Origin of the sequence: Wenyingzhuangia marina, from assembly GCF_900130035.1 — a bacterium.
Taxonomy (GTDB): domain Bacteria; phylum Bacteroidota; class Bacteroidia; order Flavobacteriales; family Flavobacteriaceae; genus Wenyingzhuangia; species Wenyingzhuangia marina.
On the sequence record NZ_FQXQ01000004.1, the window covers coordinates 40,765 to 64,255 of the forward strand.

The 23,491-nt window shown below is 31.5% G+C and carries 16 protein-coding genes; 3 read left to right on the plus strand and 13 right to left on the minus strand.

The window, feature by feature from the left end:
- Positions 1–175: 175 nt before the first annotated feature.
- The 9 genes from BUB70_RS09655 to BUB70_RS09695 form a co-directional block, all read right to left on the minus strand.
- The gene (locus BUB70_RS09655) at positions 176–490 is read right to left on the minus strand and encodes a DUF6122 family protein (RefSeq protein ID WP_073121014.1); all 315 of its coding nucleotides are present in this window, start codon (positions 488–490) and stop codon (positions 176–178) included.
- Complete coding sequence (locus BUB70_RS09660) at positions 477–1,112, minus strand: WbqC family protein (RefSeq protein WP_073121016.1); 636 nt, start codon at positions 1,110–1,112, stop codon at positions 477–479. The genes BUB70_RS09655 and BUB70_RS09660 overlap by 14 nt, the downstream gene beginning before the upstream one ends.
- Before the next feature lie 2 nt (positions 1,113–1,114).
- Positions 1,115–2,668 carry a signal peptidase I gene (gene lepB / locus BUB70_RS09665; protein WP_073121018.1) on the minus strand — a complete coding sequence of 518 codons (1,554 nt, stop codon included), beginning with the start codon at positions 2,666–2,668 and terminating at the stop codon, positions 1,115–1,117.
- Between the two features lie 15 nt (positions 2,669–2,683).
- Positions 2,684–3,385, minus strand: a complete 702-nt coding sequence (dapB, locus tag BUB70_RS09670; RefSeq protein WP_073121020.1) for a 4-hydroxy-tetrahydrodipicolinate reductase — start codon at positions 3,383–3,385, stop codon at positions 2,684–2,686.
- Between the two features lie 2 nt (positions 3,386–3,387).
- Positions 3,388–3,951: a DUF5683 domain-containing protein gene (locus BUB70_RS09675; RefSeq protein ID WP_073121022.1), complete on the minus strand. Its 564-nt coding sequence runs from the start codon at positions 3,949–3,951 to the stop codon at positions 3,388–3,390.
- Positions 3,941–4,840, minus strand: a complete 900-nt coding sequence (locus tag BUB70_RS09680) for a ParB/RepB/Spo0J family partition protein (RefSeq protein ID WP_073121024.1) — start codon at positions 4,838–4,840, stop codon at positions 3,941–3,943. The genes BUB70_RS09675 and BUB70_RS09680 overlap by 11 nt, the downstream gene beginning before the upstream one ends.
- 5 nt (positions 4,841–4,845) lie before the next feature.
- Positions 4,846–5,607, minus strand: a complete 762-nt coding sequence (locus BUB70_RS09685) for a ParA family protein (RefSeq protein WP_073121026.1) — start codon at positions 5,605–5,607, stop codon at positions 4,846–4,848.
- Positions 5,608–5,743: 136 nt separating this feature from the next.
- Positions 5,744–7,198 (minus strand): aminoacyl-histidine dipeptidase, encoded by a 1,455-nt coding sequence (locus BUB70_RS09690; protein WP_073121028.1) that lies wholly within the window; start codon positions 7,196–7,198, stop codon positions 5,744–5,746.
- Positions 7,198–7,827, minus strand: coding sequence for an NAD(P)H-dependent oxidoreductase (locus BUB70_RS09695; RefSeq protein WP_073121030.1), 630 nt, complete (start codon positions 7,825–7,827; stop codon positions 7,198–7,200). The genes BUB70_RS09690 and BUB70_RS09695 overlap by 1 nt, the downstream gene beginning before the upstream one ends.
- 81 nt (positions 7,828–7,908) lie before the next feature.
- Between BUB70_RS09695 and BUB70_RS09700 the strand changes: the two genes are divergently transcribed.
- From BUB70_RS09700 to BUB70_RS09710, 3 genes are all read left to right on the plus strand, one after another.
- A complete protein-coding gene (locus tag BUB70_RS09700) occupies positions 7,909–9,183 on the plus strand; it encodes a DUF2851 family protein (protein ID WP_073121032.1) in 1,275 nt (424 codons plus the stop codon).
- Positions 9,184–9,264: 81 nt separating this feature from the next.
- A complete protein-coding gene (locus BUB70_RS09705; RefSeq protein WP_073121034.1) occupies positions 9,265–11,883 on the plus strand; it encodes a two-component regulator propeller domain-containing protein in 2,619 nt (872 codons plus the stop codon).
- 87 nt (positions 11,884–11,970) lie between these two features.
- Positions 11,971–14,412: a glycoside hydrolase family 31 protein gene (locus BUB70_RS09710; protein WP_073121036.1), complete on the plus strand. Its 2,442-nt coding sequence runs from the start codon at positions 11,971–11,973 to the stop codon at positions 14,410–14,412.
- 72 nt (positions 14,413–14,484) lie between these two features.
- On the opposite strand, the gene BUB70_RS09715 is transcribed toward BUB70_RS09710, so the two are convergent.
- The 4 genes from BUB70_RS09715 to uvrA all read right to left on the minus strand — a co-directional run bounded on the left by BUB70_RS09715 (position 14,485) and on the right by uvrA (position 23,431).
- Positions 14,485–16,941, minus strand: a complete 2,457-nt coding sequence (locus tag BUB70_RS09715; protein WP_073121038.1) for an alpha-ketoacid dehydrogenase subunit alpha/beta — start codon at positions 16,939–16,941, stop codon at positions 14,485–14,487.
- Positions 16,942–17,025: 84 nt separating this feature from the next.
- Positions 17,026–19,833 carry a M1 family aminopeptidase gene (locus BUB70_RS09720; RefSeq protein ID WP_073121040.1) on the minus strand — a complete coding sequence of 936 codons (2,808 nt, stop codon included), beginning with the start codon at positions 19,831–19,833 and terminating at the stop codon, positions 17,026–17,028.
- Positions 19,833–20,552, minus strand: a complete 720-nt coding sequence (locus tag BUB70_RS09725) for an LOG family protein (protein WP_073121042.1) — start codon at positions 20,550–20,552, stop codon at positions 19,833–19,835. The genes BUB70_RS09720 and BUB70_RS09725 overlap by 1 nt, the downstream gene beginning before the upstream one ends.
- Before the next feature lie 59 nt (positions 20,553–20,611).
- The gene (gene uvrA / locus BUB70_RS09730) at positions 20,612–23,431 is read right to left on the minus strand and encodes an excinuclease ABC subunit UvrA (RefSeq protein ID WP_073121044.1); all 2,820 of its coding nucleotides are present in this window, start codon (positions 23,429–23,431) and stop codon (positions 20,612–20,614) included.
- Between the last annotated feature and the right edge of the window lie 60 nt (positions 23,432–23,491).

Sequence of the window (23,491 nt, forward strand, 5' to 3'; positions counted from 1 at the left end):
TTTATTGTTTACAATATCTATTTCACACAAATAATCGCCAGATTTGTATGATTTAACTTTAGCCAAACTAAGAAATTTTTTAAGCGTTTCTTCAGGTAAAGGATGTATATCATTTATAAATTTTAAAAAACTATCCATAGCATGAATTACAAAAAATGTTATTAACAAATGTAAATTATTTTAAGTAACAATCCACGTAATCTGTGAATAAATGAAATAAAAAACCTATAGCGATTAGATTCGTTTTTTTATGAAATAACAAAATGGTGTAGATAAAAAGAGCGAAATGTGTATGTAATGGATGGAACCCTATACTACATCTATTTGGATCAAAAATAGGAGTTGCTAGCAGATGGTCTAAATCTATTAGCATTGTTGATATTAAAATCAACCAATTTCGTTTCCATTGTTTAGGATTATATGCATAAGCAATCAATCCTGGAAATAAAAAATGTAATCCGTAGTGAATACAGAATTTAAGAGAAAGCATTATTTAAATTTAAATTTTCCAAATACATAGCAGCATTAGGACCTTCCATAAAAATTAAATCTAAAATGCTAAGATTTTCTATAAAACCATGCTTTTCGTCAAACATTTGAATATAAGTAGGGAAGTTTATGTTTAATTTTTTTTTAGCATCAATCCAACTTCTTATATCGGTCTTATCTGCGTAGTCTTTAAAATATTCGGTAGTTTCAGATAATGGTTTTTCCTCTTGTAAAGCATCTAATACAAAGGCATTTGTTTTTTGATGTAACTCCCACAAGTATTTGTGTTTTGTTTCAAAAATATTCATCAAATCAGCTTCGTAATATTCGTAGAAAGGAGAAGTTCTATAAGCAGATTGCAAAGATTTTAAATGATTTTTTTGCCAATCTTCATCATAGTTTATTTCTACTTCTGTGCTCGCTATTTTATAGTCTTTTATTTTGTTTACAGGAATGTTTAAAAGTAATTTACCATTGGCACCATATATATAACAACGCGTTCTATAAGTTTGTTTAGCAAAATGATCTTGCGTTTCAAATTCAATTGTTTTTGATTGTAAAATGGCTGCATACTGTGCAATAGGGGCAAAGTATGCAGGTTGTACCAAGAGTTTTGAAATCATATTTATTTTTTTCTTCGTTTAACAACTTCTTTTCCTACATAATATAGTCCAAGAGCTACTAAGAAATATACAAAATAAGATTTAGGTTTTCCATCTCCACCAACTGTAGTAAATAGTCTATCCCAACGAACTTTTTTGTTGATGGCTGTTTCGTTTTGATCTAAGCTCATCCAAATAAATACTGGTTTACCAACTACGTGATCAAACGGTGTATACCCCCAGAAACGAGCATCTAAAGAACGTTGACGGTTGTCTCCCATCATCCAAAAATAATCTTGTTTAAAAGTATATTGATCTGTCTTTACTCCATTGATGTAAATATCTCCATTGTCCTTTATTTCAAAATCATTGTTTTCGTATTCAGAAATAATTCTTTGGTAAAAAGGAAGAGATTTTTTATCTAAAGTTACTTTGTCTCCTTTGGCAGGAATGTATATAGGTCCATAATTATCTTGACTCCAAGCATATTGTGGATCATGAGGAAAGATATCTGGTTGATAACTTCCTTTGGCCTCAATATTCCTTTTGATAGAAACAACCTTAGGATCATTTTTCATCATTAAAGCATGCTCCTTATCTAAATTAATAAAATACTCGGTTCTTTCTTGATTTAATACAGAGGCTTCAGAAGGATTTACATTGTAAGTATGTATGATTTCATCAGCAGTAAAAGGAGTATTAGTGTTAACATAATAGTTAAACTGTGGTTTTGCTCTATCTGGTAAAACAGTTTTTTTACCATTTATATAAATGTAACCATTTTTAATTTCTAAACTATCTCCTGGTATTCCCACACAACGTTTTACATAGTTGGTTTTTTTATCAATAGGTTTGTAGGTAAACTTATCAGAGGTATCTCCCCACATCAATGCAAGTGAATCTGATGGCCAGTTAAAAACCACAATGTCATTTCTTTTTACTTTTTGTAATCCCGGAAGTCTCATGTATGGAAATTCAATTCCTTTTACATAAGAACGTAATCCTGTTCCTGGAATCGAATCGTGTACCATTGGTAAGGCTATAGGGCTAATAGGTACTCTCGCTCCGTAATGAAATTTACTTACAAATAAGAAATCTCCAATTAATAAAGATTTTTCTAGTGATGAAGTTGGAATGGTAAACGGCTGCATAATGTAAGTATGTACAAAAGTAGCAGCTGCAATAGCAAATGTGATAGAGCTAACCCATTCTCCTGTTTTACTAGGTGGTTTAATACTACGGTTTGCATTGTATTTTAATTGGTCAAAAATAACGTAGTTTAAATAGAAGTTATAGAACCCTAATGATAGAATTGCCAACCAAGTATCTTTGGTATCAAATTTTCTAAAACTACGAGCAATTTCTACCCAAATAACTGGAAATATTAACAAGTTAATAACAGGGATAAATAAAAGAATTACCCACCATTTAGGTCTGTTAATAATGCCCATTAAAACTACAGCATTGTAAACAGGAATGGCTGCTTCCCAAGACTTTCTACCTGCTTTTTTGTAAAGTTTCCAAGTTCCAGCAAAATGTAATACTTGTACTACTAAAAAGAATATAATCCAGTTCATTTTTTTGTTTTTATATTATAAACCTAACACATCTCTCATTGAAAAGACTCCGTGTTTACCCACTAACCACTCAGCAGCAATAACTGCTCCTAAAGCAAATCCTTGACGGTTGTGCGCTGTGTGTTTTATTTCAATACTGTCTACCTCAGAAGTATAATCTACTGTGTGCGTTCCTGGTACTTCAGGGCTACGAATGGCTTTGATAGGAATGTTTAATTCTTCGGTAGCTTTATCAACTTCCCAACCGTTATATTTGGTGTGTTCTATCACCCCTTCAGCTAATGTGATGGCCGTTCCACTAGGCTCATCTAGTTTTTGTTTGTGATGAATTTCTTCCATCGTAACATCATACTGAGATAAGTTTTTCATCATTTTAGCCAAATGTTGATTCAGCTCAAAAAAGATGTTTACTCCTAAACTATAGTTTGAGGCATAAATAAACCCACCATTTTTTTCATTACATAAATTTACCATTTTGTCATAATCGGCTAACCAACCTGTAGTTCCAGAAACCACTGGTACACCATTATTAAAACAGTTAGAGATGTTATTTACGGCTACAGAAGGAATACTAAAGTCAATGGCAACATCTGCCAAAGTAATATCGTATTCTTTGGTGTTTTCATCAACTTTCACCACTATTTCATGTCCTCTACTTACAGCTATTTTTTCAATAGTCTGTCCCATTTTTCCGTATCCTAATAATGCTATTTTCATTCTTAAAATTTAAGATTTAAAGATAACCCTACATAATTGTCTTTAGACACATTGTCTCTCATTAATTTAGGGTCAAATGTTATTTTATCTGATATATTAAATTGCAACAAATGTGCATCTATACTGGCTTCTAAAATTTGTAAAGCATACAAGCCTACAAAAGTTAATAAGGAGGTATCTCTGTTTCTTCTCAAAACTTGCTGTGCGTTTTCTAAACTTTGATCAGAAAAAGTATTGTAAAACTCGTCTTGTTCACCAGCAGCTCTTTGCTTAAAAGCTTTACGATATCTTTTGTAAGATTTAGCATTAATGCTATAATAATAAAGAGGTGTTATTAAAGCACCGTAGACAATAGGAATTTTCCAATATCGTTTGTTGTAAGCTTGACCTAATCCTGGTAAAACTGCTGAGTAAAAAGCTGCTTTAGCAGGAGTTAAAGGATCATAACTATCTGTATCCTCTAGAAAGGATTTACTGTCTATAGACAATTGACCTTCTGAATCTTGCGAAAATGAAGATTGTATTGCAAGAATAGCTATGACGATTATGAGTATGTTACGAATCACCTAAGTTTAATAAAGCTTTTATTTTGTTAAATTCTTCTTCTGATCCAAAAGAAATGGCAATTTTCCCTTTTCCTTTGGCATTAACACTAATGGCAACTTTTTGACCAAAGAATCTGTTAAATTTATCTTGACTTTCATTTACAAAAGAAGGAGTTGTATTGCTAGTAACGGTTTTATTTGGTTTTTCTTGTTTCATGTTAGCTACCAAAGCTTCCGTTTGCCTTACAGACAGTCCATCTTTTAAGATTTTTTCATAAACTTCTAATTGAAGTAAAGTATTATCTATGTTTATTAAAGCCCTACCATGTCCCATGCTCACAAAACCATCTCTCATTCCAGTTTGAATGATAGGATCTAATTTTAACAAACGCAAATAGTTGGTTACTGTAGAACGTTTTTTCCCTACACGACCACCTAATTCTTCTTGTGTTAAGTTGATTTCATCAATCAAACGTTGATAAGACAAAGCAACTTCTATAGGATCTAAATTTTTACGTTGGATGTTTTCTACCAAAGCCATTTCTAACATCTCTTGGTCATTTGCCAAACGGATGTATGCAGGAATGGTTTTGTTTCCAATTAACTTAGAAGCTCTAAATCTACGCTCACCAGAAACTAATTGAAATTTGTCATCAACTCTACGAACAGTAATTGGTTGAATAACGCCAAGTATTTTAATAGAATCTGCTAATTCTTTTAAAGCTTCTTCGTCAAAATAAGTTCTTGGTTGAAATGGATTGACCTCAATTTGATCCAATTTCAATTCAATAATATTTCCAATTATTTCTGTCGCTTTTTCGTGATTGGCAGAGCGAACAGTCATATCGTTTTCTTTCAATAATGCAGAAAGACCTCTACCTAAAGCTTGTTTTTTTGTTGCTTTTGCCATGTGTTTTAATTCTTTGTAATCACTTCGTGAGCTAAGTTAATATAGTTTACAGCACCTCTACTAGTGGCATCATAAGCTATAATACTCTCTCCATAACTTGGAGCTTCACCCAAACGAATGTTACGTTGTATAATGGTTTCAAAAACCATGTCGCTAAAGTGTTTTTTTACTTCTTCTACAACCTGATTTGATAAACGTAAACGCGAATCGTACATAGTTAATAAAAGGCCTTCAATATCTAAAGAAGGATTGTGTATTTTTTGAACACTTTTTATCGTATTTAATAATTTACCTAAACCTTCTAAGGCAAAATATTCACATTGAATTGGAATAATTACCGAGTTTGCAGCAGTTAAAGAGTTTAAGGTAATCAACCCTAAAGATGGAGCGCAATCAATAATAATAAAATCATACAAATCAACAATAGGCTTTAAAGCCTCTTTTAACATGTACTCTCTATTTTCTTTATCGACCAATTCAATTTCAATAGCTACCAAATCAATGTGTGCAGGAATGATGTCTACATTAGGGGAATTGGTGGGCATAATTGCTTCAGCAGCTGTACAAGAATGTTCTAATAATTCGTAAGTTCCTTTTTCTATACTTTCAATATCAATACCTAAACCAGACGAAGCATTGGCTTGTGGGTCAGCATCAATAATCAAAACTTTTTTTTCTAAAACCCCCAAAGAGGCAGCTAAGTTAACTGAGGTAGTTGTTTTACCAACTCCCCCTTTTTGATTAGCAATAGCAATAATTTTTCCCATGTAATAGATGCTGTTTATAATGTACGTAAAAGTACAATTATTTGTGAGTTGACGAAAGTTAAGATATTAACAATTATTGATAAAGGTGCTGAATTAGTGAATGTCATTTTTTTTAGTAGCTATTATTTGTAAATGTCTATTTATGAGGAATGTTCTTTAGAATTTCTGTTAAAAAACACCAGAATTTTTGGGTAGAGGTGATGCTAGCTCTTTCGTCAGGAGAATGTGCTCCCCTTATGGTAGGTCCAAAAGAAACCATTTCCATGTGAGGATAATGTTCTCCAATAATTCCACATTCTAATCCGGCATGACAGGCATTTACATTCGGTTTATGATCAAATAAATCTTGATATATTTCTTCCATGGTTTGTAAAATACTTGACTTTGGATTTGGTTGCCAACCAGGGTATGCTCCATCCGTTTGTACTATAAAACCTCCTAAATTAAAAGTAGCTGTTAATTTATTGGTTAAATCTTCTTTTTCACTTTCTATAGAAGATCTGGTTAAACAAGCAATGATGATAGATCCGTTTTCTACTTTTACAGAGGCTACATTGTTAGAAGTAGCAACCAAACCATCAATATTGGCATCCATAGTATATACTCCATTATGACAAGCATATAAAGTATTTAATAATTGGTCTTGTTCTTTAACATCTAGTCCACTCACAGAACTTTCAGTATTTTTATAGTTAACAATTAAATTAGGTTCTTTAGTTTGCCATTCGGTTTTAAGTTTAGAAGTAATATCAACAAAATTTTGTTGAAATTTTTGTTGATTATCAACAGCAATTACACATTCAGCTTCACGTGGAATAGCATTTCTTAAGTTTCCTCCTTGAAGTGAAACTAGTTGAAAGTTGATGTTTTTTTGAAGTTCAAATAAAATCCTTGTAATTAACTTATTAGCATTTCCTAAACCTTTAATAATATCCATTCCTGAATGTCCTCCGTTTAATCCGTTTAGAGTAATGCTATAAAAATAACTATCGGGTTTTATAGGTGTAAGGTGATATGTTTTTGTAGCAGTAATATCAATTCCACCTGCACAACCAATAGTAATTTCATCGTCTTCTTCGGTATCTAAATTTAATAGAATATCTCCTGAAATAAATCCTGGTTGTAGCTCAAAAGCACCGGTCATTCCAGTTTCTTCATCAATGGTAAATAAAGCTTCCAAGTCAGGATGCTCCATGTTTTTATCAGCAAGAATAGACATAATAGCAGCAACTCCTAAACCATTGTCTGCTCCTAAGGTAGTTCCTTTGGCTTTTACCCAGTCTCCATCTACAAACATGTTGATTCCTTGAGTATCAAAATCAAAAACAGTATCATTGTTTTTTTGGTGTACCATGTCTAAATGCGATTGCAAAGTCACCTTTTTTCTGTTTTCGTACCCAGCCGTGGCAGGCTTTTTTATCAGTACATTTAAGGCCTTGTTTTGTACGGTTTCTAATCCTAAATTTTGACCAAAAGAAACCATAAAATTAGAAATGGCTTGTTCTTTTTTAGAAGCTCTAGGAATGGCGTTTATCAAATTAAAATGAGCCCAAATTTCTTTGGGCTCTATATGTTGTAGTGGGTTTTTCATTATATTTCTATGATTATTTCTGATAGGGGTTTTCTTACTTTTTTTTCTTTGGCCATAAAATCATCTTTGGCTCTAAAACCTACAGGCAATAAAAGTGCCGATTTTAGGTTTTTGTCTTTTAATTTTAATACTTCATCAAATTTAGAAGGATTAAATCCTTCCATAGGACAAGAATCAATTTTTTCTAAGGCACAAACGGTCATTAAATTCCCTAGGGCAATATAGGTTTGATTGATAAAAGCTTTGTGTTTGTCCATTTCGGTTTTGCTATCAAAGTCATTCATTAAAAAATCTCTAAAAGGTTTTAAGATTTCATCAGGAGTTTCTCTTTGTTCTTTAACACGATTAAAATATTCTTCAACATTCTTACTACCAAATGTATTAGGATAACAAAGTACTAGTAAATGAGAAGCATCTACAATTTGTTTTTGATTGTAAGCAAATGGTAATAATTCTTCTCTAACTTCTTTGTTTTCTATAATAACCAAACTTAAGGTTTGTAAACCATATGATGTTGCGGTTAAGTTAAAAGCTTCTTTAATGGTTTGTAATTGCTCTTTTGATAACTTTTTAGTGTTATCAAATTTTTTGGTTGCATATCGCCATTCTAGGCTTTCAATTATATTCATGGTTCTTATCTTGATTCTAATGGCAAAAATAAGGTATTTATTTTTTAACTTAACGTTCAAAACATCAGATTCTAAAACGCTATGAAAGAGTCTTTTTTACATTTGGTTTGGCAACAGCAGTTGCTAAGTCAGCAAGGATTGTGTACCACAAAAGGAGAAAGTTTAAAAATTCATAAAATAGGATTTTTAAATGTTTTACAGGGACCAGATTTTAACAATGCTCTGATTGAAATTGACCATCAAAAATGGGCAGGGAATATAGAAATTCATGTAAAATCATCAGATTGGTATGCACATCAACATCAAAAAGATAAAAATTATAACAATGTAATTCTACACGTTGTTTATGAACATGATGTAGAGATTTTTGATTTGCATAGTAATGAAATTCCTACTTTGGAATTGAAAAATTTTGTTTCTGAAAAGGTGTTGAATAATTATGAGAAATTGATGAAAAACACCCAACAGTGGATTTTTTGTGAAGAAAATATAAAAGAGATTGATCTATTTAAACTCAATAACTGGTTAGAACGTGTGTATGTAGAACGTTTAGAAAGAAAGGTTGAGGAAATTACAAAAATTTATAAAAGTACAGACAATGATTGGGAAGCAACGTTATTTTTAATCATAGCAAAATATTTTGGGGGGAATTTAAATGGTCAAATCTTTCTAGAAGCTTTTTCTCAGGTTGATTTTTCCATTATCAGAAAACAAATAGTAAACAAAACCTCTTATTCTTTTTTATATGGATTGTTGGGGTTGCTTGAAGATAAGGAAGTAGAAGATGTTTATTACCAGAACTTACAAAAGGAGTTTGTTTATCAAAAACAAAAATATCAATTAGAGGATTTGCAAAAGGTTTTATTACATTTTTATGGTTGTAGACCTCAAAATTTTCCTACCATTAGATTGGCTCAATTGATTGCTTTTTACGAGGAGCATTCATCAGTTTTTAATAAAATATTGACTTTAGGAAACGATATCCATTGTTACAAAGATTTGTTTAATGTAAAAGTAAATGAATATTGGCAAGAACATCATCATTTTGGTAAGCCTTCTAAAAAATCATCCAAACAAATTAGTAAAGGTTTTGTTGATTTGTTATTGATAAATGTGGTTATTCCTGTTTTGTTTCTGTATGCCAAGACTAAAGGGGAAGAGGATGCTTATCTATTAGAACTGATGTATGAAATTCCACAAGAAAAAAATAGCATCATCAGTAAGTTTAATCAGTTGGGAATTAAAACGACTTCTGCTTTACAAACCCAAGCTTTGTTAACGTTAAAAAAAGAATATTGCGACAAAGAGCGATGTGCCGAATGTGCTGTTGGTGTTGAGTTGATGAAAAGTTATTAATTATTTCCTTAGTTTTACCAACCTTGTTTAAGGTTATTTAAATAAGGCGTATATAAAAAAGACAATTTAAGTTATTAATTAATGATGATCATCAATATAAAAAGCATACAAAGGTTACTATATCTAGCATTCTTTTTCTTTACAACATCAATAGCTTTTGCTAACGATTTTGTTTTTACGCCCATAAATGTTTCTCAAGGGTTGAGTGATAATCAGGTTCGTTATATTTTACAACTTGCAGATGGGCGTATGGTGTTTACCACAAGTGGGAATTTAAATATTTATGATGGTTCTAAATTTTCATATATTCATCGTACTTCGGATCATATTTATCCGATAAAAAAGTACGACGGTTTTTATCGTATTTATCATGATCAAGATTCTTTACTTTGGATTAAAGATCATCATAAATTGATGTGTGTAAATCTTCGTAAGGAAAAGTATCTTCTAAACCTAGAATCTTACTTTAAAGCAAAAGGTTTAAAAGAGCCAGTTCAGAATTTTTTTATGGATTCACAAAAAAAAATGTGGGTTCAAACATCTAGAGGTTTGTTAGATTTAAATACGTTATCCTCTATTGATTTATCTATTAATAAAGGAGGTTTACAAGATGTGGATGCTGATGGAGATTTATTGTATTTGTTTTATAATACGGGAGAGGTTGTCTGTTATAATACAATAACCAAAAAAAGGTTATATGTTTTAGCTGCTTACCCAAAAGTAGAACAAAAGTTTTTTAAAAGAACTTCTCTTATTGTTAAGGGAAAATCAGGATTTTATCAAATTCGTAATGGAGATAAAAGTGGCTGTTTTTTCTTTGATGTTAAGAAACAAAAATGGAAAACATTGTTAGTGTCTAAAAATGTATTAAACACTTTAACGCTAACACCAGAAGAAACAATTTATATTAGCACAAGTAGAGGTTTTTATAATGTTAATCCTAAAACAGGAGAAAATCAATACATTCCTTCTCTAAAAACAAAAGATGGAAATTTGATTGATACGGAAATCAGTAGCATTTTTTATGATTTTCAAGGAGGTCTTTGGGTGGGGACTTTAAATAGAGGTTTGCTTTATTATCATCCTTCTAGATATCAATTAAAACAGGTTGGGCGTTCTTTGTTTTTACCTTCTACTTCTAAAGAAATATCTGTTCAAGCTTTTGCAGAGGATTATTCAGGAAGGATCTATGTTAAAACAGGATCTAACTTTTATCTGTACGCTTCAGAAATTAATAAAGAATTAATTCCGGTTAAACAAAACTCACTGCCCAATGAAGTTTTAACTAAGTTTAAAAAGAAAACAGCAACAACTTTTAAAGATAATGTTTATACTTCTGTTTGTAAAGATTCTAGAGGATGGATCTGGGCTGGAACTCCGGATGGACTAATGCTTTTTACATCTGAAAAAGAAAATGCTTCAAAAATATTTTATACGGAAGATGGACTGATTAATAATTTTGTTCATGCTTTGTTAGAAGATAAAAACCACAATATTTGGGTAACCACAAGTTATGGGATTTCTAAAATTACGGTAGATGATGTTGTTAAGCAAAAAGTTCATTTTACCAATTATAATATTTACAATGGAACTTTAGAAGGAGAGTATGTAAATTCTTCTATTTATGAATCTTCAAAAGGAGAATTATATTTTGGTGGAATTGATGGGTTTAATGTTTTAAATCCTACGAAATCTTCTGAGTCTAAAGATCTATTCTTTAAACCAGCTTTTACCTCATTTTATTTACGAGGTGAAGAAGTTAAGATAGGAGCGCAATATGATGGAGAGATAATTTTAAGTCAATCTACAAATTATACTCAAAAAATAGAGTTATTATATAATCAGAACTTTTTAACTTTTGAATTTTCAGCCCTTAATTATTTAAATAAAGAGAAGACTTATTATAGATATTATTTACAAGGAATAGATGATGATTGGAATCAAGTATTGGCAGGTAGAAACGGAAATGGCCTTACAAAAAATGGTGTTTTAAAAGTTTCATACACAAATTTATCGGCAGGTAAATATATGCTTAAGGTAATGGCTTCAGAAAACCCTAAAGTTTGGAAGGGAGAGGCTACAAAAGTTTTAATTGTTATTCATGCTCCATGGTGGAAAACTACTACTGCGTATATTGTATATGTTTTTTGTTTTTTAATTATACTCATTGGCGGAATTTATATGTATGTAAAAATTACCAAGAAAAAGATAGAAAGAGAACATAATGAAGAAATGCTTTTACTCAGAGTTAAAAATCTTATTGATCAATTAAGCCATTATGAAAGAGAATCGATAGTAGATGTTGAGAAAAGTAAAGGGGAGGAGTTGGATAATTATAAAGATAAAAATGAACAACCAAAATCTGTTGATACAGAATTTATTACTCATGCTATAGAAACTGTTGAAAATAATTTAGATACTCCTGGGTATTCTGTTGAACAATTAAGTAAAGATTTGTGCATGGATAGAACAGGGCTTTACAGAAAATTAACAGATATGTTAGATGAATCTCCAAGTCTTTTTATTCGTAATATACGTTTGCAGAGAGCAGCCAAATTACTCTTAGAAAACAACATGAGTATTACTGAAATTGCAGAAAAAGTTGGGTTTAGTACAACGAGTTATATGAGTAAGTGTTTTCAGGATATGTATGGTTGTAAACCTTCAGAATATGCTAAAAAACTAAAGAAATCAACATAATTGTTGTTTGTTTCAACATAAGTTTTGTTTAATAACAAGCATCTAGCTTTATGTTTGTTTCATAATTTTAATTTAAAATAACAAATCATGAAAATAACTTTTTTTAAAAGAATTAGTTTATTGTTGTTTCTGATTGTCTTTTCGACAATGAGTAATATCAATGCTCAAAATTTTCAAAAAACTTCAAATGGAGTTTCAGTTCCTGTAAATGGATTAAATGTGAGTATTGAGTTTTATTCTCCAGAAACAGTAAGAGTTTTAAAATCTCCAATAGGAAATGATTTTGAAAAAAAGAGTCATTCTGTAATTAAGACACCTGAAAGTGTAAATGTAAGTTTGTCAGAAAATGAGAATCAAATTATCATCTCTTCATCCAAGTTAAAAGTTTATATAAATAGAAAAAATGGAGCTGTTTCTTTTATTTCTCCAGAAGAGAAATCTTTGCTTGTAGAGAAAGATTATGGAGCTCAGTTTACTTCTATAAAAGATGTTAATGAAGATAGTTATGTAGTTCGTCAATCTTATGTTTTAGATAAAGATGAAGAGATTTATGGTTTAGGACAATTTCAAGATGGAAACATGTCTCAAAGAAATCAAAAGTTACATCTTTTACAAGAAATTTTAATTACAGCAGTTCCTGTAATGCAATCTTCAAAGGGATATGGAGTGTTTTGGGATAATTATTCCCCAACAGATTTTACAGATAGTGTTTTTGAAACTTCTTTTGAGTCTAGAATTGGAGACTGTGTAGATTATTATTTTATGTATGGAGGTAATTCCGATGGTGTTGTAAAACAAATAAGAAATTTAACAGGGCAAGCACCAATGTTTCCTTATTGGACCTATGGTTATTGGCAAAGTAAAGAACGATACAAGAGTCAACAAGAGGCTTTAGATGTTGTTAAAAAGTACAGAACATTAGGAGTGCCTATTGATGGACTTATTCAAGATTGGCAATATTGGGGAGATAATTCTCATTGGAATGGTATGGAGTTTTTAAATCCAGAATTCCCTAATCCTAAAAAAATGATTGACGAGGTTCACAATTTAAATGCACATGTTATTTTTTCTATTTGGTCTTCATTTGGTCCTAAAACGAAACCATTTAAAGAGCTTAATGAAAAAGGATTATTGTTTGATTTTAAAACATGGCCTTTAACAGAAAAAAATATATGGCCACAACCAAAAGATGCTAAAAAGTCTGGTGTAAGAGTTTATGATGCATTTAATCCTGATGCACGTGATATTTATTGGAAATATTTAAACAAAGGTATTTTTAGTTTAGGAAATGATGGTTGGTGGATGGATTCTACAGAGCCTGATCATTTTGAGAGAGAAGATAAGGATTATGATGAACAAACTTATTTAGGTTCTTTTAGAAAATACAGAAACTTATATCCTTTAAAAACAGTTGGAGGGGTTTATGATCATCAACGTGCGACGAGTGATGATAAGCGTGTATTTATTCTTACTCGTTCTGCATTTGCGGGTCAGCAACGTTATGGTGCTAATTCATGGTCTGGAGATGTAACTGCAAATTGGCCTCATTTCAAAAATCAGATTGCTGCAGGATTGAACTTTTCTTTAACAGGAATTCCATATTGGAATACGGATATTGGTGGTTTTTTCTTGTGGAATTATCCTGAGACTAATCGTAATTCTGCGTATAAAGAATTGTATGTACGTTGGTTGCAATATGGAACTTTTTGTCCTATGATGCGTTCTCATGGAACAGATGGACCTAGAGAAATTTATCAATTTGGAGAAAAAGGAACATGGGCTTACGATGCTATTGAAAAATTCATCAATTTAAGATATAGATTATTACCTTATATATATGCTACATCATGGGATGTAACAGCTAATTCTTCAAGTATGATTCGTGCTTTGGTAATGGATTTTGCTGATGATAAAAAAGCTTTAGATATTAATGACGAATATATGTTTGGAAAATCATTATTAGTTTGTCCTGTAACAGATCCAATGTATGTTGAAGTAAAAAAAGAGGATAATAGGTTTGTTGGAGGAAAAGAAGATTTTAACACAACAAAATCAAGAGAGGTTTACTTACCTGCAAACACAAAATGGACAGATTTCTGGACTGGAAAAATTTATGATGGAGGTCAAACTATTCAGGCAGAGGCACCTATAGATATTATGCCTTTGTATGTAAAGTCTGGTGCTATTTTACCTATGGGACCTTTGGTTCAATACGCAACTGAAAAAATAAATGCACCTATAGAAATTCGTATTTATCCAGGAGCAGATGGAGAATTTGTTTTGTATGATGATGAAAAGGACAATTACAATTATGAAAAAGGTAAATATGCACTTGTTAAGTTAACTTGGGATGATCAGAATAAATCATTAACCATTGGTAAAAGACAAGGTAGTTTTGCAAAGATGAAAAAAAACCAGAAGTTTAATATAGTTTTGGTAAATTCTAAAAATGGAATAGGAGATAAACCATCTAAAACTTTTACTAAAACAATTACTTATAAAGGAAAAGAAAAAACAATTCAATTATAAGAATTGAATCATACTTTTATGAATATTTTAGCCTCAAATAATTTTATTTGGGGCTTTTTTTATTACTGATGTTTAGTAAAGCTTTGGAAATTTACTTGGATTTGCTTCGTGGAAAATAGCATATACTTTTTCAAAAATATCATCGTGAGAAGGTTTTGAAAAATAATCACCATCACTACCATAGGCAGGCCTGTGCTCTTGAGAAGAAATACAAATTGGTTTACTGTCTAAATATTGATAAGCATTTTGTTCATCTACCACTTTTTGTAAAATATAGGCAGAAGCTCCCCCAGGAACATCTTCATCAATAATTGCTAAACGATTTGTTTTAGAAACACTGTAAGAAATGTTATGGTCTAAATCAAAAGGCATTAAACTTTGTACATCTACTACTTCGGCATTAATTCCTACTTGAGCTAATTCTTTCTGAGCCACTTCCATCACTATTTTTAATGTAGAACCATAGGAAACTAAAGTAATATCGCTTCCTTCTTTTATAGTTTCAGAATATCCAATAGGAGTATAGTACTCCCCTAAATTGTTTGGTTTTTCTTCTTTTAGACGGTAACCATTTAAGTTTTCTATAACTATGGCAGGTTCATCAGTTTGTAATAAAGTATTGTAAAAACCAGCAGCCTTGGTCATGTTTCTAGGAACCAATAAATGCATTCCTCTTAAACAGCTTAAAATTAAGGCCATTGGAGAACCAGAATGCCAAATTCCTTCCAAACGGTGTCCTCTTGTTCTAACAATTAAAGGAGCAGTTTGTTTACCAAAAGTTCTGTAACGTAAACAAGCCAAATCATCACTTAAAGTTTGAATGGCGTATAAAATATAATCTAAATATTGAATTTCAGCTATTGGACGTAAGCCTCTTAAAGCCATTCCAATTCCTTGTCCCATAATGGTAGCTTCTCTAATTCCAGTATCAGCTACACGTAACTCTCCATATTTGTCTTGTAAGCTTTCTAATCCTTGATTAACATCTCCAATTTTTCCTGCATCTTCTCCAAAAATAAATAGATTGTCATGCTTTTTTAATAAAGCATCAAAGTTATCGCGTATGATAACTCTTGCATCTACAATTTCTTTTTCATCTGCATAAGTAGGTGAAACTTCTTGAATACTAGAAGCTCCAGTTCCAAAATCATTTAATAATTTAGAACTATATTTTTCCTGAGCAATAGGCAGGTTTTTTTGTAGCCATTTTTGTAAAATGGTTTTGCTAGGAATGTTTTCTTCTCGAATATAACTTAGTACTTTTCTAGCAGTACCGTAAATATCTTTACGGTGAATTTCTGCCAAGTCTTCTAAGTCGTGTTTTAGTTTTTGAATAAAGTTTTTGTTAATACTTTCTTCACAAACTTTATTTAAAATAATTAGCAGTTTTTGCTGTTCTTCTTTTAGAGGTTTTATAAAAGCTTGCCATGCAGCTCTTTTTGCAGCCATTACCTCTTGTTTGGCTTTTTTCTCTATGGCAATTAATTCTTCCTCACTTTCAACAAATTTTAATACGCTATCTTCTGTAGATAAATCAAAATCTAAAATCCACTCACGCATTTTTTTGTTACAGTCAAAATCTTTTTCCCACTGCAAACGTTCTTCACTTTTGTAACGTTCGTGAGAACCAGAAGTGGAATGTCCTTGAGGTTGAGTAACTTCAGAAACATGAATCATTACTGGAACATGTTCTTCTCTTGCAATTTGAGAGGCTTTGGTATAAGCGTCAATTAAGCTAGAGTAATCCCATCCTTTTACGTTAAAAATTTCTATCCCTTTGGTTTCCTCATCTCTTTGAAAACCTTTTAAAACTTCTGAAATATTTTCTTTAGTAGTATGATGTTTTTGATGAACTGAAATTCCATATTCATCATCCCAAATACTTGCTACCATTGGGATTTGTAAAACTCCTGCAGCATTAATAGCTTCAAAAAAGTGACCTTCACTAGTACTTGCGTTACCAATAGTTCCCCAAGCGACTTCGTTCCCTTTTTTGCTAAATTTTTCGTATCCTTTTTGAACAGAGTCTTCCTGTCTATATAATTTTGAAGCGTAGGCCAAACCTACTAACCGAGGCATTTGTGCTGCAGTACAAGAAACGTCTGAAGCAGTGTTGTATTGCTCAGTTAAATTTTTCCACTCCCCGTTTTCATCTAAACTGTGTGAGGCAAAATGACCTCCCATTTGTCTACCTGCTGCAAAAGGTTCGTGATTAATATCTGTGTGTGCATATAAACCAGCAAAGAACTGTTGAGGTGTTAGCTCTCCTAAAGCTAGCATAAAGGTTTGGTCACGATAATAACCAGAACGCCAATCTCCTTTTTCAAAGGCTTTTGCCATGGCTATTTGTGGTAATTCTTTACCGTCACCAAAAATTCCAAATTTTGCTTTTCCTGTTAAAACTTCTTTTCTACCAAGTAAACTACATTCGCGACTAAGGACGGCGATGTAATAATCATTTAAAATTTCCTCCTTAAATTGATTGAACGTAAGTTCTTGCTCGTTTTTTGAATCAACAGTAATAGACATATTTTTATAGCTGTTTATAGAGGGTAAAGTTACGTATTTCTACTGGTATATTAAAGTTAAACAAAAAGAACCCTTGTGTCTGTTTTAAAACAACTGTTGTTTAAAGAATTTAATGAGTGGTTGGGCTTTTAAAGTAACTGTAAATCTGATGTTTTCGTAGTATTTATTATCTTTTGGAACAAAACCTTCTTTGTTGTAAATAGGTAAATAAAATTCTAAAATATCTGGAATAAAGTTTAGTCTAATCCCTCCTTCATAATCAAAAAAAGCAGCTTCAGTTTTACTTTTTGATAAAGAGATATTGTTAAAAGCTTCTACCCATCTTACAATTCCAATACTGGTGTTAATACTTGTTAGCCATTGATTAGAAAATCCAGGTTCGTTTTGACTAACAAAACCTCCTTCGGCTTTTACATATTGCTGACTTAAGACCCCTGAAGTTTCGGATCTTCCTAAATATGGAAGTTCAAATAAATAATCATTTGCAGTATGTTGATTAAAACTAAAATAATCTGAGGTTGAGGCGTTTCGTAAAAAGATTCCACCAAAAAATCTAAACTCAACAGGTCGTTTTTTATTGGTTAAATGACGATATCTAAAATCAGTAGTTAATTTAGAAAACTTCGTTGCTATTTCTGTGCTGATGTTTAATTTATAATCGTTAATAAGCTGATTTTTTCTATAGTTATAAGCAACTTTAAATAACTGATATTTGTCTTCGTCTGTTTGTGTTGTTCCTGGTGCAACTTCTTTATTGATTCCTAAAAATCGAGCGGTAATTTTATTGGTTCCAATAGCTCTCATATTTGGTTGCTTAAAAGCGATTTCAAAATATGGAGAGATAACATTATAGTTAAGGTCTTTTGTATAGTGATAATTACTACCACTCATTCCTAAACTTACATCAAAAACATTGGTTTTTTCTGGGAAAACAGTATAAGAAAAATCGAATCCACCGGTTAGGGTACCACTAGCGGTACTAAAGGTTGGTTTTAGTTTGTATTCAAAGTTTTTGTGAATAAAAGCTTTGTTTTGAATTCCAATTCCTAAAATAACACCATCGTATAAGTTGTAAGCAAACTCAGGGTTTAAAAAAACTTGATGTGCATTAGGGTTGTTTAAATCTTTTAACAATTTAATTTTTAACGGACGTTCAAATAATTTGGGTTTGGCATTTTTCCAATTGTTTCGATTGTTAATTTCTGGGTAATCATTTTCATAGTTTAAAATAACCTTGTCTAAACTATCATTTTTAATGGCTATTTTTTTTGTGTCCGAAAATCCGTCTGTCCATGTTTTACTTTTAATTTCGTTATTTTTTAAACCATATATAGCTACAGGGGTTTTAATACTTCTTCGGTTTTTTAAAGTAATGTATACACTGTCTTTTTTAAAGGTAGCTTTACTTATTTTATGATCTATTTTTTTGTTAGAATTCACCCATTCTTCCATAAACCAAGAAATGTCTTTAGAACTATTTTTTTGTAAAATATTTATTAAATCTTTAGGATTACTGGTTTTATTAAGGTTTTTATGAATGTATTCTTTAATAGAATTTTGTAGTTTTTCTTTACCTATATAATGTTCTAAAAAAACAAAACTTAATCCTGCTTTGTATGGAGTGATGACTTTTTTGTTATAGTTAGATAATTCTTTTAACGGAGTGTTTAAACTTTGATCTAAATTTTCTCTTGCAGTAATTTGATGAACGATAGAAAACTTATCAGTGAATTTACTTTTAGCAATATTCATAGATCTAAGTCCCCAAATTTCAGATAAACGTCCTATTAGTTTTGAATTAGGATGGTTTTCATTCATATATTGAATAAACAAATAAACTTCTAAACCTTCGTTAAAACAATAATACTTGTATTTGTTGTTTAAAATCACTTGATCAATATATTCAGAACTTAAAGTTTTAAAGAATTTAATTTCCCATTTAAATTGTTCTTCATAGGGATGAAATATTTTAGGTAAATATTTCAATTCATAAATAGGTTTTTGGTTGTAAGTTTCTTTTTCAACAAGAATTTGTTTATGAGGAAGTTGTCCCAAGTTTTTTTCTAAAAAAGACATCATTTGTTGCATCTTTTCCTCTTGTATGGCTGTGTCAAAATCCTCAGAAATAAAATCAGTAATAATATTTGTTTTTCCAGTGTTTACTTTTAAATAAGATTTTAAAAAAGTAATACTAATGTTGGCTTTTACAAAGTCTTCTCCGCTTAGGTGATAGTTTAAGAAATCACTTCCAATTTTTTTTTCTTGATGAAAAGCACTGTGAACCTGAAAACCAATAGGAACCTTGAAGTTGATATTAAAGTCTGTAGGTGTGTTATATTGGTAGTTTAAATTGTTATGAGAATCTAAGACCCATGCCTCTTCATATGGAGCAGCAGAAATGTACCAATCTTGTAAATAATAATCCATCCCTTTTTTTCCGCTTCCTGTAAATTTAGCATCGGGTATTTTAATGGTATATTTTAAAGAAATAGTAATATTTTTATTGGGGAATAGAGGGTTTTTTAGGTTTACATAGATCAAATCTTTTTGATGAATAGGCGAGTGGTAGCTAAGGTTTTTGTTGTTTGATTTGATACTGTTGATTTGTGAATATCCACGATCATCATCTTTAGAGAAATAAAAATCAGTCTTATAATCCTCTAATAATCTTTTGGCCAAAGGGGTTTCATTATCTCTATAACTATCTGCCCAGTTTCTTAATACAATTTCATGTAAAGTGTCTTTACTAGTGTTGTAATAGGTGAGTTCTTGGGAGATATTTAGAATATTTTTTTCCGCAAACAATTGAGCATTTATAGTCGTTTGGTTTTTTTGACTATAAATGCTTAATCCTGTTAATAAAAGTATGATGCGAAAAAATACCTTGAACATTAAAAGTTAGGTTTTAAATGATATTTTTCGTAGAATTTGTTTAAATGTTCAACTGCTTCATCAGCTGTATCTACTAATCTAAATAAGTTTAAATCCTCGGGACTAATGGTTTTGTAATCTTCTAACAAACGTTCTTTAATCCAATCTAGTAAACCACTCCAATAAGAAGTTCCTACCAATACAATTGGGAAACGACCAATTTTTTTTGTTTGAATTAAAGTGATGGCTTCAAATAGTTCATCTAAAGTTCCAAACCCTCCAGGCATTACAATAAAACCTTGAGAGTATTTTACAAACATTACTTTTCTTGCAAAAAAGTAATCAAAGTACAAACTTTTGTCTTTGTCTATCCAAGGGTTGTTGTGTTGTTCAAAAGGCAAATCAATATTTAAACCTACCGAAACTCCATTTCCTTTACGAGCTCCTTTGTTACCAGCCTCCATAATTCCTGGTCCACCACCGGTAATAATTCCAAAACCACTTTTGGTTAATTTAAAGGCAATTTCTTCGGCTAATAAATAATTTTTATCGTTTGGTTTTGTTCTTGCGGATCCAAAAATAGTAACGCAAGGTCCTATTTTTCCAAGTTTTTCGTATCCATCAACAAACTCAGACATAATTTTAAATACTGCCCATGAGTCGTTGGTTTTTATTTCATTCCAATCTTTTTGCTCAAACTTATCGTAAATTTTATCTTCTTCGTTTTCCTGATCTGTCATGTATGTAAAATCTTTTGTAAATAATAACTCATGTTAAGATACAAAAAATAGAACATGAGTTATAGTTCTTTCTTCAAGAATCGAGCCGTATAGCTTTTTTTATGTTGCGCAACTTCTTCGGGGGTTCCAGAGCAAATAATTTTACCGCCACCTTTACCTCCTTCGGGTCCTATATCTATAATATGATCGGCAAGTTTTATCACATCCATGTTGTGTTCAATAATCAAAACAGAATTGCCTTTATCAACCAATTTTTGAATTACATTCATCAAAACTCTAATGTCTTCAAAATGTAGTCCAGTGGTAGGTTCATCTAGAATGTAAAAGGTATTTCCCGTATCTCTTTTTGATAATTCAGCAGCCAATTTAATACGTTGTGCTTCACCACCAGACAAAGTAGTAGATTGTTGTCCTAAAGTAATGTATCCCAAACCAACTTCCTTAATGGTTTTTATTTTTCTGTGAATTTTAGGGATATGTTCAAAAAAGACAACGGCTTCGTTAATGGTCATTTCTAAAATATCAGAAATAGATTTTCCTTTGTAACGAATTTCTAAGGTTTCTCTGTTAAAACGTTTCCCTTGACAAGTTTCACATTCTACATGAACATCGGGTAAAAAATTCATTTCAATTACACGCATTCCGCCACCTTCACAAGTTTCACATCTACCGCCACTTACATTAAAAGAAAAACGACCAGGTTTGTAACCACGAATCATGGCTTCTGGGGTTTTGGCAAATAAACTTCTTATTTCATCAAAAGTTTTGGTATAAGTTGCAGGATTAGAGCGTGGAGTTCTACCAATAGGAGATTGATCAATATCGATGATTTTATCAATATGTTCTAGTCCTTCAATACTTTTATATGGTTGAGGTTTTTTAACGCCATTGTAAATATGTGCATTTAAAATAGGGTAGAGCGTTCCGTTAATTAAAGTAGATTTTCCACTACCGGAAACTCCTGTAATACAAACTAGTTTTCCTAAAGGAAAATGAGCAGTTACATTTTTTAAATTGTTACCTGTCGCTCCTTTTAAAATTAATTCTTTTCCGTTTCCTTCTCTACGTTTTTTAGGAACTTCAATGGTTTTTCTACCAGTTAAATAATCGGCAGTTAGGGTTTCTACTTTAGAGAATAAATCATAAGATCCTTGACTTACAATTTCTCCTCCGTGAATTCCTGCTCCGGGACCAATATCGATGACGTGATCGGCACGTTCCATAATATCTTTATCATGTTCTACTACCAAAACCGAATTTCCAACATCTCTTAACTGTTCTAAAGAGTTGATTAGTTTTTCATTATCACGTTGGTGTAATCCAATACTTGGTTCATCTAAAATATATAATACTCCAACCAATTGAGAACCAATTTGAGTAGCCAAACGAATACGTTGTGCTTCACCTCCTGATAATGATTTTGAGGTTCTATTAAGTGTTAAATAATCCAATCCAACATCTAATAAAAACTGAATTCGGGTTCTTATTTCTTTGGTGATTTCTGCACCAATGGTTTTTTGTTTGTTGCTTAATTTGTTATCAATAGTATCAAACCAATGAGCCAGTTCTTTAATATCCATAGAAGTTAACACTCCTAAATCGTATCCATCAATTTTAAAATAAAGAGATTCTTTGCGTAAACGGCTTCCATTACATTCACTACAAACCACGTCATTCATAAAATCTTTTGCCCAACGTTGGATGCTTTTAGAATCTGTATTTTTGTGTTGACTTTCTATAAAAGAAACAATTCCTTCAAAATCTATCTCATAACTTTTAGTAACACCTGCAACTTTGGCTTTTACTTGTATAAATTCTTTACCACCATTTAAAATAATGTTCATAGCAGTCTCGGGAATCTTGGCAATAGGATCTTCTAAACTAAATTGATATGCATTGGCAATGGTTTGCAGTTGCTTAAAAATCCATGTGTTTTTTTGAGTTCCTAAAGGAATAATTCCACCATCTTTGATAGAAATACCATCATCCGGAATTACTTTTTTGAGTTCAATTTCTGCTACATGTCCCAATCCGCTACATTTAGGACAAGCTCCTTTAGGAGAGTTAAAAGAAAAAGAGTTAGGTTCTGGTAAGGGATATGAAATACCAGTGGTTGGACACATTAAGGCCCTACTAAAATAACGAGCATTTTTCTCGTTAAACTTCATCACCATTAAAACACCATCACCAGCATACATAGCGGTTTTGATAGTTTCTTCCAAACGTTTTTCTTGCTCACTATTAATAACCAAACGATCGATGACAATTTCAATGTCATGTGTTTTGTATCGATCTACTTTCATGCCTTTGGTGATGTCTAAAATTTCACCATCTACACGAACTTTGGTAAATCCTTGTTTGGCAATTTGCTCGAACAATTCACGATAATGTCCTTTTCTAGATTTTACTACAGGAGCTAAAATCAAGGTTTTTTCACCATCAAAATCTTGTAAAATTAACTCTTTGATTTGCTCATCGGAATAACTCACCATTTTTTCATTGGTGTTGTAAGAATAAGCATCGGCTACACGAGCGTATAACAAACGTAAAAAATCGTAAATTTCTGTAATGGTTCCTACGGTAGAACGTGGACTTTTATTGGTGGTTTTTTGCTCAATGGCAATCACAGGAGATAATCCATCAATTTTATCAACATCGGGTCTTTCTAAGCCACCTAAAAACTGACGGGCATAAGCAGAAAATGTTTCTATATATCTACGTTGTCCTTCGGCATAAATAGTGTCAAAAGCTAAAGATGATTTTCCACTTCCACTTAAACCAGTAATAACGACTAGCTTGTCTCTCGGGATTTTTACATCAATGTTTTTTAAGTTGTGAGCTCTAGCTCCTAAAACTTCTATATACTCGTTTGTTGCCATGTGTTTTTTGCAAAACCACGAAGTTAAGATTTATAGTTTTATGTTCAAGGTTTAAGATTT

Bases quoted from the DNA above. Each gene is read 5' to 3' on its own strand.
- BUB70_RS09705 (WP_073121034.1), top strand. From the start codon at position 9,265: ATGATGATCATCAATATAAAAAGCATACAAAGGTTACTATATCTAGCA.
- BUB70_RS09685 (WP_073121026.1), bottom strand. From the start codon at position 5,607: ATGGGAAAAATTATTGCTATTGCTAATCAAAAAGGGGGAGTTGGTAAA.
- dapB (WP_073121020.1), bottom strand. From the start codon at position 3,385: ATGAAAATAGCATTATTAGGATACGGAAAAATGGGACAGACTATTGAA.
- BUB70_RS09700 (WP_073121032.1), top strand. From the start codon at position 7,909: ATGAAAGAGTCTTTTTTACATTTGGTTTGGCAACAGCAGTTGCTAAGT.
- BUB70_RS09710 (WP_073121036.1), top strand. From the start codon at position 11,971: ATGAAAATAACTTTTTTTAAAAGAATTAGTTTATTGTTGTTTCTGATT.
- uvrA (WP_073121044.1), bottom strand. From the start codon at position 23,431: ATGGCAACAAACGAGTATATAGAAGTTTTAGGAGCTAGAGCTCACAAC.
- lepB (WP_073121018.1), bottom strand. From the start codon at position 2,668: ATGAACTGGATTATATTCTTTTTAGTAGTACAAGTATTACATTTTGCT.
- BUB70_RS09720 (WP_073121040.1), bottom strand. From the start codon at position 19,833: ATGTTCAAGGTATTTTTTCGCATCATACTTTTATTAACAGGATTAAGC.
- BUB70_RS09715 (WP_073121038.1), bottom strand. From the start codon at position 16,941: ATGTCTATTACTGTTGATTCAAAAAACGAGCAAGAACTTACGTTCAAT.
- BUB70_RS09695 (WP_073121030.1), bottom strand. From the start codon at position 7,827: ATGAATATAATTGAAAGCCTAGAATGGCGATATGCAACCAAAAAATTT.
- BUB70_RS09655 (WP_073121014.1), bottom strand. From the start codon at position 490: ATGCTTTCTCTTAAATTCTGTATTCACTACGGATTACATTTTTTATTT.
- BUB70_RS09690 (WP_073121028.1), bottom strand. From the start codon at position 7,198: ATGAAAAACCCACTACAACATATAGAGCCCAAAGAAATTTGGGCTCAT.
- BUB70_RS09725 (WP_073121042.1), bottom strand. From the start codon at position 20,552: ATGACAGATCAGGAAAACGAAGAAGATAAAATTTACGATAAGTTTGAG.
- BUB70_RS09680 (WP_073121024.1), bottom strand. From the start codon at position 4,840: ATGGCAAAAGCAACAAAAAAACAAGCTTTAGGTAGAGGTCTTTCTGCA.
- BUB70_RS09660 (WP_073121016.1), bottom strand. From the start codon at position 1,112: ATGATTTCAAAACTCTTGGTACAACCTGCATACTTTGCCCCTATTGCA.